Origin of the sequence: Chelativorans xinjiangensis, assembly GCF_009812055.1 — a bacterium.
In the GTDB taxonomy this organism is placed as follows: Bacteria; Pseudomonadota; Alphaproteobacteria; order Rhizobiales; family Rhizobiaceae; genus Chelativorans; species Chelativorans xinjiangense.
The window spans coordinates 36,230-48,370 of sequence record NZ_WQNH01000003.1; the positions used below are offsets into that span (position 1 = coordinate 36,230).

Here is a 12,141-nt window from a genome sequence, read left to right on the forward strand (position 1 = left end):
ATAGCCGCCTAATCTCCGCCATGATTGGACCGCCCGGGACAGGCGCTCGAAAACGAATGTCGTCTGGGGTTAGGGGTCGAAATTCGGCCTCAGCACCTCTTCCGCCCGCACCTCGAGTGCGCGCAAGGTGGCCGCCTTGAGCCCTTGCCGGTCGCCATAGCTCCTCCAGGCGGAAACCGCCTGCGGATCGGCCTCACCGAGGCGGAACACGTCTGCGGCGTCGATCGATCCCAGTTCGTCCCAGTCGACGGGCCAGGCGAGCGGGGCTCCTTTTCTGGCACGCGGCGAAAAAGGTGCGATCGCCGAAGCGCCGCGCTCGTTGCGGAAATAGTCGATGAAGATGCGTCCCTTGCGCTTTGCCTTACTCATGGTTGCGACATAACGCCCCGGATCATCTTCGGCCATGCGCACGGCCAGCGCCTTGGCGAAAGCTTTTATCGTTGGCCATCGATAGCGGCGCACGAGCGGGCACACGACGTGAATGCCCTTGCCGCCGGTGAGTAGGGGAAAGCTCGAAAGGCCATGCGTCTCAAGGATGTCGCGCATGTGCACCGCCGCTTCCTTGACCTTCTCGAAATTGACCGTGGGGTCCGGATCGAGGTCGAAAACGAGCCTGTCCGGCCGCTCGATATCGTCCACCCGCGAACCCCAGACGTGGAGCTCAAGGACGCCGATCTGGGCGGCCGCGACGAGCCCGGCCGCGTCCCTGATGTAAAGATACTCTCTTTCGCCGCCCTTCTTCTGATGCACGTCGAGGCGGTGGAACTGCTGCGGCATGCCGGCGCTGCCATGACGTTGGAAGAAACACTGCCTTGCCTTGCCCTGAGGGCAGCGCACCAAGCTGAGGAGCCTGCCCTTGAGGTAAGGCAACATGTGCCCCGATGCCCGCTCCATATAGGCGGCGAGATCGCGCTTCGTGACGCCCTGTTCCTTGAACAGGATCCTTTCGGGGTGGCTGAGACGGATTCCGGCGATCACGGACCGTTCGCCGTTCGCCGCCCGATTGGTGGCCTTCTCGATCACTTCAAAACCCCTTCGGGGCAAAAGCGTTGTGTCCAAAATGAAGTGTAACCCATGTGTCCGGAACGGACCGAATTTTGTTGGCGATCCCGGCTGGATTCGAACCAGCGACCCTCAGATTAGGAATCTGATGCTCTATCCTGCTGAGCTACGGGACCGGAAACGGGCACACTCATAACGCGTCGCGGCGGCTTCGCCAAGCCGAAATGGAATTAGCCCGGCAGTGCCGTTTCCGCCAGCCGCACCCAGTAGCTCACGCCGTACGGTATGGCCTCGTCGTTGAAGTCGTAGCGCGGGTTGTGCAGATAGGCGCCGTCGCCGTTGCCGACGAAGATGAAGGCGCCGGGGCGCGCTTCCAGCATGTAGGAAAAATCCTCACCGCCCATCAGGGGCGCAATGCCGGTGTCCACGTTGCTGTCGCCCGCCACCTCGCGCGCCACTTGCACCGCGAATTCCGTCTCCTCGGCGTGGTTGAAGGTGACCGGGTAATTCGACTGATAGGCCACCGTGACGCTGGCCCCGTGCGCCCCGGCAATGCCCGTGCACAGGGCGCGCAGGCGCTCTTCGGCGAGCGCGTTCATCTCCTTCTTCAAGGTGCGCACCGTGCCTTCCATCCGCACCCTGTCGGGGATGATGTTGTGGGAATCGCCGCCGTGGATCTTGGTCACCGAAACGACGACCGATTCCAGCGGATCAGCGGAGCGCGCGGCGATCGTCTGCAGCGCGCCGATCATCTGCCCGGCGACGACGATGGAATCCACCGTCTTGTGCGGCATCGCCGCGTGCCCACCCTTGCCCTGCACCTCGATGACGAATTCCGCCGTCGCCGCCATAATGGGGCCGGAGCGGATGGCGAAGTGCCCCACCGGCAGGCCGGGCAGGTTGTGCATGCCGAACACGCGTTCAATCCCGAAGCGCTCCATCATGCCGTCTTTCACCATCTCGCGGCCACCGCCCCCGCCCTCTTCGGCCGGCTGGAAGATGACAGCCACGGTGCCCGCGAAATTACGCGTCTCGGCGAGATACTTGGCCGCACCGAGGAGCATGGAGGTGTGCCCGTCATGGCCGCAGGCATGCATCCGGCCCGGCACCGTCGAGCGATAAGGGGCGCCGGTCTCCTCCTCGATCGGCAGCGCGTCCATATCGGCGCGCAGGCCGATCGTCGGTCCGGCGCCGCGACTGCCGCGGATGATCCCCACCACGCCGGTCCGTCCGAGGCCTGTGACCACCTCGTCGCAGCCGAAAGCTTCCAGCTTCGCGCGCACGAAGGACGCCGTTTCGTGGACGTCGAACAGAATTTCCGGTTTTCTGTGCAATTCGCGGCGCCACGCCGTGATCTCGTCATGAAGTTCGGCTGAACGATTCACGATGGGCATAAAGTGTGTTCCTTCGCTTGCTGGATCCCGCCGGCTGCGGGACAATGCAGCTGACCCGCCCTTTGCCATCGTGGCGACATATGCGCTAGATATGGCAGCGGCCGCGAGCTTGAAAGGGGTGGGCAGGGCAGGCTTTTGACCCGGCCATCTTACGGATATCGGCAGCACACAGGCAATACATGAAATCGGGATACGCAATTCGGTTTTGGCGGAGCGGCAGAGCGCTCACTGCGGCAGCGGCAATTTTGCTGTCGCTGCCGGGCGCGGCGGCCCTTGCCGGGCCCCATGTTCTCATGGATGTGGATAGCGGGCGCGTGCTGGCCGCGGAAGACGCCTTCAAGCGTTGGTATCCGGCCTCGCTTACCAAGCTGATGACGGCCTATGTGGCCTTCCGCGCTGTCGAGGCCGGCGAAATGCAGTTCGATTCGCCCGTGCGCATGACGCAGAGCGCCGCCAAGGAGCCGCCCAGCAAGATGGGCTATCCGCCGGGCTCGGTACTCACCCTCGACAACGCACTGAAGATCATCATGGTCAAGTCGGCCAACGACGTGGCCACGGCAATCGCCGAGAACGTCGGCGGTTCGGAAAGTGCTTTCGCCGCCCGCATGAACGCGGAGGCACAGCGCCTGGGCATGACGGGGACGCATTTCGTCAACGCCCACGGGCTGCATTCCACGCAGCAATACACGACGGCACGCGACCTAGCCCTGCTGGTGCGGGCTATCCGCACCGAGTTTCCGCAGTACGCGGCCTACTTCTCCATCGAGGGCTTGCGCGACGGCAAGAAGGTCATGCGCAACTACAACTTCCTGATCGGCCGCTTCGAGGGCGCCGACGGCATGAAGACGGGCTACGTCTGCGCCTCCGGCTTCAACCTTGTCGCCACGGCCACGCGGGGCCGGCGCACGCTCGCCGCCGTCGTGCTGGGTGCGCAGTCGCAGGTGGAGCGGGCGGAGAAGGCGGCGGAGCTCCTGGCGCAGGGCTTCAAGGCACGAGGCTTTGCCGCGCCGGCGCTGGCGAGCCTGCGCCCATCCTCGCCCGACAGCAATACGGCCACCGATATGCGGCCTGAGATCTGCTCGCAGGAGGCGGTGGCAAAGCGCGTGAAAATGCGGGACGACGAAGGCCGCCTCGTCGTCAATTCGCCCTATGTACGGGAAATGACGCATGAGCCCCGGCTTGTCGCCATCGGCCTCGGCGGCGCCGATGGGCCGGAATCGAAGACACCCCGCTACGCCAATGTGCCGATACCGACCCCGCGTCCCGCCTATCCGCCGCAGGCGGCTGTTGTGGACCAGGGCGACTGAGCATGGGAAGCGAGCCGATAGCCCTCGACATCGTCACCGGCTTCCTCGGCGCCGGCAAGACGACGCTCATCAACAGGCTGCTGAAGGACCCCGCACTCGCCGACACCGCCGTGATCATCAACGAGTTTGGTGAGGTTTCCATCGACCACCTGCTCGTCGAGCAGGCCTCCGACGGCGTCATCGAGCTTGGCGACGGCTGTCTGTGCTGCACGGTGCGCGGAGCGCTGGTCGACACGCTGGCAGCGCTTGCCGGGCGCGCGCAAAAGCTGCGCCGCGTGGTGGTGGAGACTACCGGTCTTGCCAATCCCGTGCCCGTGCTGCAGGCGGTCATGGCCCATCCCGAGCTGTCGCGGATCTATAGCATCGAGAGCGTGGTGACGGTGGTCGACGCGGTGAACGGCGCGGCCACGCTCGACGCCCATGAAGAAGCGCTGAGCCAGGTCGTCGTGGCCGACCGCCTGATCCTCGCCAAGGGCGATCTTGCGCCAGAGGAGGATCGGCAGGCGCTCATCCGTCGCATGGCCGCACTCAACCCGAACGCAGAGATCCTCGACGCCCGCGCGCCCGAGGCGGGCTCGGCGGCCATGTTCGAGCGAGACGCAGGGCCCCGCATGGCACCGCCGCCCGTCGCGCACCGCGACCATGACCACGCGCACGATCACCACGGGCACCGCGAAGAGCGCTTCCAGTCCGTGTCGCTCACCCACGACCGCCCCCTGCCGCAGGCGGCGGTCGAGAATTTCCTCGATCTGCTCGCCACGCAGCAGGGCGAGCACATCCTGCGCATCAAGGGGCTGGTGGAGACGGTAGAGGAGCCTTCGCGCCCGCTCCTCGTTCAGGGCGCGCAAAGGCTTCTGCACGCGCCGGAAAGGCTCCCCCGCTGGCCCGACGGCGGGCGTGGCACGCGCATTGTCGTTATCGGACATGCGCTGGATACGGACTATGTCCGCCGCATCTTCGCAGCCTTCGCGGGCCAAGCGGCGGTCGACACGCCCGACCGCACAGCCTTGGAGGACAATCCCCTGGCGATCCCCGGCTTCCACGCCTGAAGTCGAACGGAGGCACAAAGGACGCTGTAGATTATTGGATCTACACATCGTGCTTTCCGAAAATCGGCTCCGATTTCCGGGCCGATGCGCTAGCTGGCGCCGCGCTCGATGAGGAAGCGATGGCCGCCCGGCACGGCCTGCGTTTCCACGAGGCGGTGCTTCTGCTCGGCGCAGAAGGCGGGGATATCGATCGCCGCCAACGGATCCGTCGTCTCCAGCCAAAGGCATGCGCCCGGCTGCATGCCGGCAAGCCGCTTGCGCGCCTTCAGGACCGGCAGGGGGCAGTTGAGCCCCTTGAGATCGTAAATCTCGGCCGTACCGCGTACGAGACTCATGGCGTCAATTGCTGAAGATGTTCAAAAAGCGGCTCATGCGCGACTGCGGCGAAGATTCCGCCTGCCGAGCCGGCGCGGGCGCACCCTTCGGGTTCGGTGTCGGCGCGGGCAGCGAGCCGGTGGTCAGCGGCGGTACGCCTGCCTCGGTCTGTGCTTCCCGTGCACCGGTGGAGGCGGAAGCAAAGGCGGATACGGGTGCCGGGGCGTCGTTTTCCGGTTTCTCACTCGCGGCGACATTTATCGACGCCAGCGACGGCGGCTCGGGCGAGACCTTTTCGCCCCTCGCCCGCCGCCGGGTCCAATCAGCCACCAGAAGCGCTTCCTCGTGCCCGAGGATCGAAGGGTTCGGCTCGGGCTTCTTCTTCTTTTTCACCGCTTCGGCGAAGGCGACGTCCTGCTGTGCCTTGTATTTCTTGTAGGCGGCCATCAGGCTATCGGGCTGCGTGGAGGGCGGACAAGCCTCCGTCGCCACAAAGCTCTCGCCCTCCGCCGGGATGCGGTTGAAGACATAGCGCCTCTCGCACACATCCACCCGCGGCGGCTGCTTGGTGATCTCGAAGTGGTCGTAGCCTTCCTTCAGCATGGTCCAGTACGGATAATTCGGATCATTGCGGTAACGCGCCATATTCTCCGGCGTCATACGGAAGGGAAAGGCCTGGAGTTGGAAGGCCTGCTGGCCGCCGCGAAAAGCATCGCGCGCGAAGGCATAGATCTCTTCCACCTGCTCGTCGGTCATCGAATAGCAGCCGGCGGACGAGCAGGCGCCGTGCACCATCAGGTGCTGCCCTGTACGGCCGTTGGCGCGGTCGTAGATATTGGGAAAGCCGATGTTGAAGGACAGGTGATAGCTCGACCGCGGATTCATCTGCTGCGGGCGCACCCCGTAGAAGCCCTCCGGCGCCTGCCGGTCGCCCTCGGTGTATTTCGGCCCAAGCTTGCCCGACCATTTGCAGATGTCGTAGCTGGTGACGAGGTCGTAGCGGCCGCTCTGCTTCTGCTTCCAGACCTCAAGCACACCTTCCTCTTTAAAGATGCGCATCATGATCGGGGCGCCCTTGCTGATCCCCTTCGCTTTCATGGTCTGAACGATGGCGGCCGGGAGCTGGCGCTCGGCTTTGGGCGCGATGTCTTCCAGCGATTCGCCGCTGCATCCCGCGAGCGCGAGGCCGACGGTCAGCAGGGCAGCGCGTGCGATGCGGCTCTTCATGCAACGTCTCTATTTGACTGCCAATCCCCCTCCAGGCGGCAGGAGCGGGCTTTTACCCCACAACTAAAGACCCGTTAGGCTTGACAAATCATTACCGGTAACGTGCGAATTGATGTTTATCGCCTACCATTGAAGTCGCTGGCAAGGCAAGATTATGGCAGTCCCGCGGCATAACGGTACGACGATTACAGGTTGCGGCCGATGGCGAGGAACTTTTCCCTGCGGTGCTCGCGATAGTCGGAGCCGCCCTCGGCGAGTTCCTTGAAGCCCTTCTCGATAGTCTCCCCGGCCGCCGCGATCACCGCATCCGGTGCCCGGTGCGCGCCGCCCACGGGTTCGGGCACGATGCCGTCGATGATCTTGAGCTGCAGCAGGTCCTGGGCGGTGATCTTCATATTCGTCGCCGCGTCCTTGGCACGCGTGGAATCGTGCCACAGGATCGACGCCGCACCTTCCGGCGAGATCACCGAATAGATGGAATGCTCCAGCATGTAGACCTGGTTGGCGGTGGCTATGGCGATGGCCCCGCCCGAGCCGCCCTCGCCGATGATGACGGAGAGGTTCGGCACCTGGAGGCCGAGACATTTGGAGGTGGAACGGGCGATGGCCTCGGCCTGCCCCCGCTCCTCGGCACCGATGCCCGGATAGGCGCCGGCCGTATCCACCAAGGTGATGACGGGGATGCCGAAACGGTCGGCCAAATCCATCACACGCACTGCCTTGCGGTAGCCTTCGGGCCTCGCCATGCCGAAATTGTGCTTGAGCCGGCTTTGCGTATCGTTGCCCTTTTCCTGGCCGATGAGGGCGATCGCCTCGCCCTTGAAGCGGGCGAAGCCGGTGACGATCGCCTGGTCCTCGCCGAAGGCGCGGTCGCCGGCCAGCGGCGTGAAATCGGTGAACAGCTCGCGCACGTAGTCCATACAGTGCGGCCGGTCGGGATGGCGGGCGACCTGCGCCTTCTGCCACGGCGTCAGCGCCCTATAGATTTCGCGCAGGGCATCCTTCGAGCGCTTTTCCAGCCGTGCGATCTCCTCGGCGACGTCGACGGCCTCGCCGCTTTCACTCAACGTCTTCAGTTCGAGGATTTTGCCTTCAAGATCGGCGACCGGTTTTTCGAAATCGAGATAGTTGTACATTAACCCGCCAAATCGACACGAGACACGCGGTTCAGGGCACTGAAAGGATAAAAGGCCCGCGATTGATGGCCTCACATAGCGACCATAAGCCTAGTCGGCAAGCGGATGGTGTTTTTGTACCAGTTCTTGCAGCCGCTTTTCCAGCACATGCGTGTAGATTTGCGTCGTCGAAATATCCGAATGGCCGAGAAGCTGCTGCACCGCCCGCAAGTCTGCCCCGTTCTGCAGGAGATGGCTGGCGAAGGCGTGGCGCAGCACGTGCGGCGAGACCTTGGCGCTGGCGATGCCTGCGCGCGCGGCAAGGCCTTTGAGCTCGCGCGCGAACACCTGCCGGGGCAGATAGCCGCGCTCCGAGGCGGCGGGGAAGAGCCAGGGGCTTTCCGCCAGCGCCGGGTGCCTGGCGCGCTCGGTAAGCCACAGCGCCACCGCGGCCCGCGCCTTGCCCGACAGCGGCACGATGCGCTCCTTGCCGCCCTTGCCGCGTACGGTGAAGAAGCGCTCGTCGCGCAGCGCCACCGTGACCGGCAGGCTGACAAGCTCCGAGACACGCAGGCCCGACGCGTAGAGCACCTCGAGAAGCGTCGACAGCCGTTGCGCGGCGATACGCTCGGGCGAACCTTCGACTGCTGCCCGCGCTTCTTGCGCGGCGCGTTCCAGAATCAGCCCCGTCTCCGCCTCGCTCAGCGTCTTCGGCAGCGGCCGCCCCTTCTTCGGGCTGTCGAGCACGCCTGTCGGGTCGTCGCCGCGCAGGCCTTCGGCATAGAGGAACTTGAAGAACTGGCGCAGCGCCGAGAGCTTGCGCGCCTGGGTCGTGGCCGCGAAGCCGCGCTCGGCCATGTCGCCGAGATAGGCGCGGATCCCCGCCGGGCTGGCACCCGCAAGCCCGCTCTCAGCCGCCTCCAGAAAAGCGTCCGCGTCCTCCAGGTCGCGGCGGTAGGAGGCGAGCGTGTTGTCGCTCGCCCCGCGCTCGGCGGCCATCATCTCCAGGAATGCCTCGATCTTCGCACCGCTCGCCATGGTTCGCTCACTCGGTCAGAAGCCGTTCCGCCGGCACGTCCACGGTCATCTCGACCCTGTTCGGCTCCACCAGCGTGGCGAGCGCGAACATGGCGCCGTAGAAGAGACCGGCGAGGATGGCGATCACCGTCAAGAGCCGGAAAAGGGTCGGCATGTCGCTCCCGTCGAGGCGTTAATTCCTCAAGGTTATGGAACGCGCGGACGGGCAAGGCAAGCCACCGCCAGCATCGCAAACGCTTGACGCGATATGTCTTTTGATGTCGAAACCTGCGGCATGACGGCGACCGACAAGATAGACGCGGCGAACATCCCGGCCCTGCTCAACCGGCTTGGGCGGCGCACGGTCGTCTTCGTCGGGCTGATGGGCGCCGGCAAGACCGTGATCGGGCGCAAGGTGGCGGCGACGCTGGGCTTGCCTTTCATCGACAGCGACCACGAAATCGAGGACGTTTCGCGCATGACGATCCCCGATCTCTTTGCCGCTTACGGTGAAGAGGAGTTCCGCGCGCTGGAGCGCCGGGTGATCGCGCGCCTCCTGAAGGAGGGGCCGCAGGTGCTGTCGACCGGCGGCGGTGCCTTCATGAACGCTGCGACGCGCCAGGCGGTTGCCCGCCGCGGCGTTTCCGTGTGGCTGAAGGCCGACCTCGACACGCTGATGCAGCGGGTGGCCAAGCGCCAGAACCGGCCGCTTCTTCAGGCCGACGACCCGCGCGCGGTCATGCAGCGCCTTATGGAAGTTCGCTATCCGGTCTATGAAGAGGCGGACGTCACCGTGCGCTCGCGCGACGAGCCAAAAGAGGTGATCGCCGCGGAAGTCATGACCAGCCTCGCCCGCTTCCTGGCGGAGGGGCGAGAGGTGAGGAAACCTGCACCATGAACCAGCGCACCGAAGAACCGGTCACCGTTTCCGTCGGCCTTGGCGAACGCGCCTATGAAATCCTCATCGGCGCCGGCCTCCTCGCGCGCGCCGGCGCGGAGATTGCCGCCCGCCTGCCCGGCGCGCGTGCGGCCATCGTGACGGACGAGAATGTCGCCACCCTGCACCTCGAGCCGCTGCAGGAAGGGCTGGGGGCGGCGGGCATCGAAAGCACCGCCATCACCCTTCCCCCCGGCGAGCGCAGCAAGAGCTTCGACGCCCTTGAAGAGACGGTGGACGGAATTCTCGGCGCCCGGCTGGAGCGGCGGGATGTGGTAATCGCGCTTGGCGGCGGCGTAATGGGCGACTTGGCAGGCTTCGCCGCCGGCATCGTGCGCCGCGGCATGAACTTCGTGCAGGTGCCGACCTCCCTGCTGGCACAGGTGGATTCCTCGGTCGGCGGCAAGACCGGCATCAATACACGCCACGGGAAAAATCTCGTCGGCGTCTTCCACCAGCCCAGGCTGGTGATCGCCGACACCGCCACCCTCGACACGCTGCCCGGGCGCGAGCTCCGTGCCGGCTACGCCGAGGTGGCGAAATACGGGCTGATCGACCGCCCGGATTTCTTCGCCTGGCTGGAGGCAAACTGGCGCGATGTCTTTTCCGGCAGCGCGGCGCGTACCGAGGCCATCGCCCGGTCCTGCCGCGCCAAGGCCGAGATCGTCGAGCGCGACGAACGCGAGAGCGGCGAGCGCGCGCTGCTCAATCTCGGCCACACCTTCGGCCATGCACTCGAGGCAGCCACCGGCTACGACAGCGCACGCCTGGTGCATGGCGAGGGCGTGGCCATCGGCATGGTGCTGGCGCACCGCTTCTCCGCCCGCATGAATCTCGCCAGCCCCGACGACGCCGACCGCGTGGAAGCACATTTGCGCGAAGTCGGCCTGCCGACGCGACTGGAGCATATCTCCGGCGCCCTTCCTGGCGCGGAAGCGCTACTTTCCTATATCGCGCAGGACAAGAAGGTCTCGCGCGGCGCGCTGACCTTCATTCTTACCCACGGTGTCGGCCGGTCCTTCATCGCCAAGGACGTGCCGGCATCGCAGGTGCTCGCGTTCCTGAGGGAGTGTCAAACGAAATGACGGCCGAGATGCTGATCACCGGCGGTGCCATTCTGGCGCTGATCTTTCTGTCCTTCCTCTTTTCCGGCACCGAGACCGGCGTGACCGCCGTCTCTCGTGCCCGGCTGCACACACTGGAGCGCAATGGCGACAAACGCGCCGCTTTGGTCAGCAAGCTCATCGAGCGGCGCAATCGGCTGGTGGGCGCCCTGCTCATCGGCAACAACCTCGTCAACATCTTCGCCTCCGCGCTCGCCACCAGCCTGTTCCTGAGCCTGTTCGGAGAGGCGGGCGTCCTCTACGCCACCCTTGTCATGACGGCGTTGCTCGTTATCTTCGCCGAGATCCTGCCGAAATCCTGGGCGCTGGCGAGGCCCGAGCAGTTCGCCCTCTTCGTCTCGCCCTTCGCACGCCTGACGGTTCTCCTGTTCGGCGCCCTGTCGTCGGCGGTGAATGCCATCGTGCGCGTCATACTATCCATCTTTGGCGTCAATCTTTCGCGCGACACCTTCGCGCTGTCGGCCCATGAGGAGCTGCGCGGCACGGTGGAGGTGCTGCACCGCGAGGGCGCGGTGGTGAAGCAGGACCGCGACCGCGTCGGCGGTCTGCTCGACCTGCACGAGCTGGAAGTCTCCGACGTCATGATCCACCGAACCAACATGCGCTCCATCAATGCCGACGACCCGCCGGAGACCGTGGTGCATGAGATCCTGAAGAGCCCCTACACACGCCTGCCGCTCTGGCACGGCACGACGGAGAACATCGTCGGTGTGGTGCACACCAAGGATCTCCTGCGCGCCCTCCACGACGCTGATAACGACGCCAGCAAGATCGACGTCATGAAGATCGCCTCGAAACCGTGGTTCGTGCCCGACACGACGACGCTGCAGGACCAGCTCAATGCCTTCTTGCGCCGCAAGGCGCACATCGCCATCGTTGTCGACGAATATGGTGAGGTGGAAGGGCTGGTGACGCTCGAGGACATCATCGAGGAGATCGTCGGCGACATCGCCGATGAGCACGACGTGGAGATGCAGGGCGTCAAGCAGGAGGCCGACGGCTCCATCGTCGTGGAAGGCTCGGTGCCCATCCGCGACCTGAACCGCGCGCTCGACTGGAACCTTCCGGACGAGGAGGCCACCACCATCGCCGGCCTCGTCATCCACGAGACTCAAACCATTCCGGAAGAAAAGCAGGCCTTCACCTTCTTCGGCAAGCGCTTCATCGTCATGAAGCGGGAAAAGAACCGCATCACCCGGCTGAGGATCAGGCCGGCGGTGGAGGAGACGACCGCGGGAAAAAGCGAATAATGTCAAACCAGCTATCGTCATCCCGGCCGAATGGAGCGAACTGGCACGCCGGTTAAATCACCACCGCGTCGCCTCGCCCGGTGCCGCCGGCTCGATGGCCAGCGCGTGCACGCCGCCCTCGAGTTCCTCGGCCAACACGTCGTTCACCGCCCGGTGCCGCTCGACCCGGCTCATGCCGGTAAAGGCTTGGCTGACGATGCGCACACGGAAATGCGTCTCGCCCGAACCATCGAAGGTCTCCTCATGGTCACCCGCCGTGTGGTGATGGCCGGCATGCAGGTGGCTTTCGTTGACGACGGCCAGGCGCTCGGGCGAAAAGGCTTTTGTAAGCTTGGCTTCGATGGCGGATTGTATGGACAATACGGTCTCCTGACACCATATGGGGCGTGTCCCCCGGCGCGAGT

General features: G+C 65.0%; 13 protein-coding genes and 1 tRNA gene. 5 read left to right on the forward strand and 9 right to left on the reverse strand.

Features of this window, described 5'->3' with window-relative positions:
* Nucleotides 1-69: 69 nt before the first annotated feature.
* The 3 genes from ligD to GM910_RS03240 form a co-directional block, all read right to left on the reverse strand.
* The gene (ligD, locus tag GM910_RS03230; RefSeq protein ID WP_246225837.1) at nt 70-1,023 is read right to left on the reverse strand and encodes a non-homologous end-joining DNA ligase; all 954 of its coding nucleotides are present in this window, start codon (nt 1,021-1,023) and stop codon (nt 70-72) included.
* Between the two features lie 78 nt (nt 1,024-1,101).
* Nucleotides 1,102-1,178 (reverse strand) — tRNA-Arg (locus GM910_RS03235).
* A gap of 54 nt (nt 1,179-1,232) precedes the next feature.
* On the reverse strand, nt 1,233-2,396 hold the full coding sequence (locus GM910_RS03240) for a M20 aminoacylase family protein (RefSeq protein WP_159586077.1): 1,164 nt from the start codon (nt 2,394-2,396) through the stop codon (nt 1,233-1,235).
* 179 nt (nt 2,397-2,575) lie between these two features.
* Between GM910_RS03240 and GM910_RS03245 the strand changes: the two genes are divergently transcribed.
* Both GM910_RS03245 and GM910_RS03250 read left to right on the forward strand, forming a co-directional pair.
* Nucleotides 2,576-3,703 (forward strand): D-alanyl-D-alanine carboxypeptidase family protein, encoded by a 1,128-nt coding sequence (locus GM910_RS03245; protein ID WP_159586078.1) that lies wholly within the window; start codon nt 2,576-2,578, stop codon nt 3,701-3,703.
* A gap of 2 nt (nt 3,704-3,705) precedes the next feature.
* On the forward strand, nt 3,706-4,752 hold the full coding sequence (locus GM910_RS03250) for a CobW family GTP-binding protein (RefSeq protein WP_159586079.1): 1,047 nt from the start codon (nt 3,706-3,708) through the stop codon (nt 4,750-4,752).
* 89 nt (nt 4,753-4,841) lie between these two features.
* Here the strand turns inward: GM910_RS03250 and GM910_RS03255 are convergent, their stop codons facing one another.
* The 5 genes from GM910_RS03255 to GM910_RS03275 all read right to left on the reverse strand — a co-directional run bounded on the left by GM910_RS03255 (nt 4,842) and on the right by GM910_RS03275 (nt 8,601).
* On the reverse strand, nt 4,842-5,087 hold the full coding sequence (locus tag GM910_RS03255; RefSeq protein WP_159586080.1) for a sulfurtransferase TusA family protein: 246 nt from the start codon (nt 5,085-5,087) through the stop codon (nt 4,842-4,844).
* Nucleotides 5,088-5,091: 4 nt separating this feature from the next.
* Nucleotides 5,092-6,294 (reverse strand): L,D-transpeptidase family protein, encoded by a 1,203-nt coding sequence (locus tag GM910_RS03260; RefSeq protein WP_159586081.1) that lies wholly within the window; start codon nt 6,292-6,294, stop codon nt 5,092-5,094.
* Nucleotides 6,295-6,479: 185 nt separating this feature from the next.
* On the reverse strand, nt 6,480-7,430 hold the full coding sequence (locus tag GM910_RS03265; protein ID WP_159586082.1) for an acetyl-CoA carboxylase carboxyltransferase subunit alpha: 951 nt from the start codon (nt 7,428-7,430) through the stop codon (nt 6,480-6,482).
* Between the two features lie 90 nt (nt 7,431-7,520).
* Entirely contained in the window at nt 7,521-8,447 is a 927-nt protein-coding gene (locus GM910_RS03270; RefSeq protein WP_159586083.1) for a site-specific tyrosine recombinase XerD, read from the reverse strand.
* A 7-nt stretch (nt 8,448-8,454) separates the two neighbouring features.
* Complete coding sequence (locus GM910_RS03275) at nt 8,455-8,601, reverse strand: histidine kinase (protein WP_159586084.1); 147 nt, start codon at nt 8,599-8,601, stop codon at nt 8,455-8,457.
* A 120-nt stretch (nt 8,602-8,721) separates the two neighbouring features.
* Between GM910_RS03275 and GM910_RS03280 the strand changes: the two genes are divergently transcribed.
* From GM910_RS03280 to GM910_RS03290, 3 genes are read left to right on the forward strand one after another with little or no spacing between them, the layout of a single operon-like run.
* Nucleotides 8,722-9,324: a shikimate kinase gene (locus GM910_RS03280; protein WP_159586085.1), complete on the forward strand. Its 603-nt coding sequence runs from the start codon at nt 8,722-8,724 to the stop codon at nt 9,322-9,324.
* Nucleotides 9,321-10,448, forward strand: a complete 1,128-nt coding sequence (gene aroB, locus GM910_RS03285; RefSeq protein ID WP_159586086.1) for a 3-dehydroquinate synthase — start codon at nt 9,321-9,323, stop codon at nt 10,446-10,448. Before GM910_RS03280 ends, aroB begins: the two co-directional genes overlap by 4 nt.
* Entirely contained in the window at nt 10,445-11,737 is a 1,293-nt protein-coding gene (locus GM910_RS03290) for an HlyC/CorC family transporter (RefSeq protein ID WP_159586087.1), read from the forward strand. Before aroB ends, GM910_RS03290 begins: the two co-directional genes overlap by 4 nt.
* A 57-nt stretch (nt 11,738-11,794) precedes the next feature.
* Here GM910_RS03290 and GM910_RS03295 read toward each other — a convergent pair whose 3' ends face one another.
* Nucleotides 11,795-12,097: a BolA family protein gene (locus tag GM910_RS03295; RefSeq protein WP_159586088.1), complete on the reverse strand. Its 303-nt coding sequence runs from the start codon at nt 12,095-12,097 to the stop codon at nt 11,795-11,797.
* Nucleotides 12,098-12,141: the final 44 nt, after the last annotated feature.

Bases quoted from the DNA above. Each gene is read 5' to 3' on its own strand.
- GM910_RS03250 (WP_159586079.1), top strand. From the start codon at position 3,706: ATGGGAAGCGAGCCGATAGCCCTCGACATCGTCACCGGCTTCCTCGGC.
- GM910_RS03270 (WP_159586083.1), bottom strand. From the start codon at position 8,447: ATGGCGAGCGGTGCGAAGATCGAGGCATTCCTGGAGATGATGGCCGCC.
- GM910_RS03255 (WP_159586080.1), bottom strand. From the start codon at position 5,087: ATGAGTCTCGTACGCGGTACGGCCGAGATTTACGATCTCAAGGGGCTC.
- GM910_RS03290 (WP_159586087.1), top strand. From the start codon at position 10,445: ATGACGGCCGAGATGCTGATCACCGGCGGTGCCATTCTGGCGCTGATC.
- GM910_RS03240 (WP_159586077.1), bottom strand. From the start codon at position 2,396: ATGCCCATCGTGAATCGTTCAGCCGAACTTCATGACGAGATCACGGCG.
- GM910_RS03275 (WP_159586084.1), bottom strand. From the start codon at position 8,601: ATGCCGACCCTTTTCCGGCTCTTGACGGTGATCGCCATCCTCGCCGGT.
- aroB (WP_159586086.1), top strand. From the start codon at position 9,321: ATGAACCAGCGCACCGAAGAACCGGTCACCGTTTCCGTCGGCCTTGGC.
- GM910_RS03245 (WP_159586078.1), top strand. From the start codon at position 2,576: ATGAAATCGGGATACGCAATTCGGTTTTGGCGGAGCGGCAGAGCGCTC.
- GM910_RS03280 (WP_159586085.1), top strand. From the start codon at position 8,722: ATGACGGCGACCGACAAGATAGACGCGGCGAACATCCCGGCCCTGCTC.
- GM910_RS03265 (WP_159586082.1), bottom strand. From the start codon at position 7,430: ATGTACAACTATCTCGATTTCGAAAAACCGGTCGCCGATCTTGAAGGC.
- GM910_RS03260 (WP_159586081.1), bottom strand. From the start codon at position 6,294: ATGAAGAGCCGCATCGCACGCGCTGCCCTGCTGACCGTCGGCCTCGCG.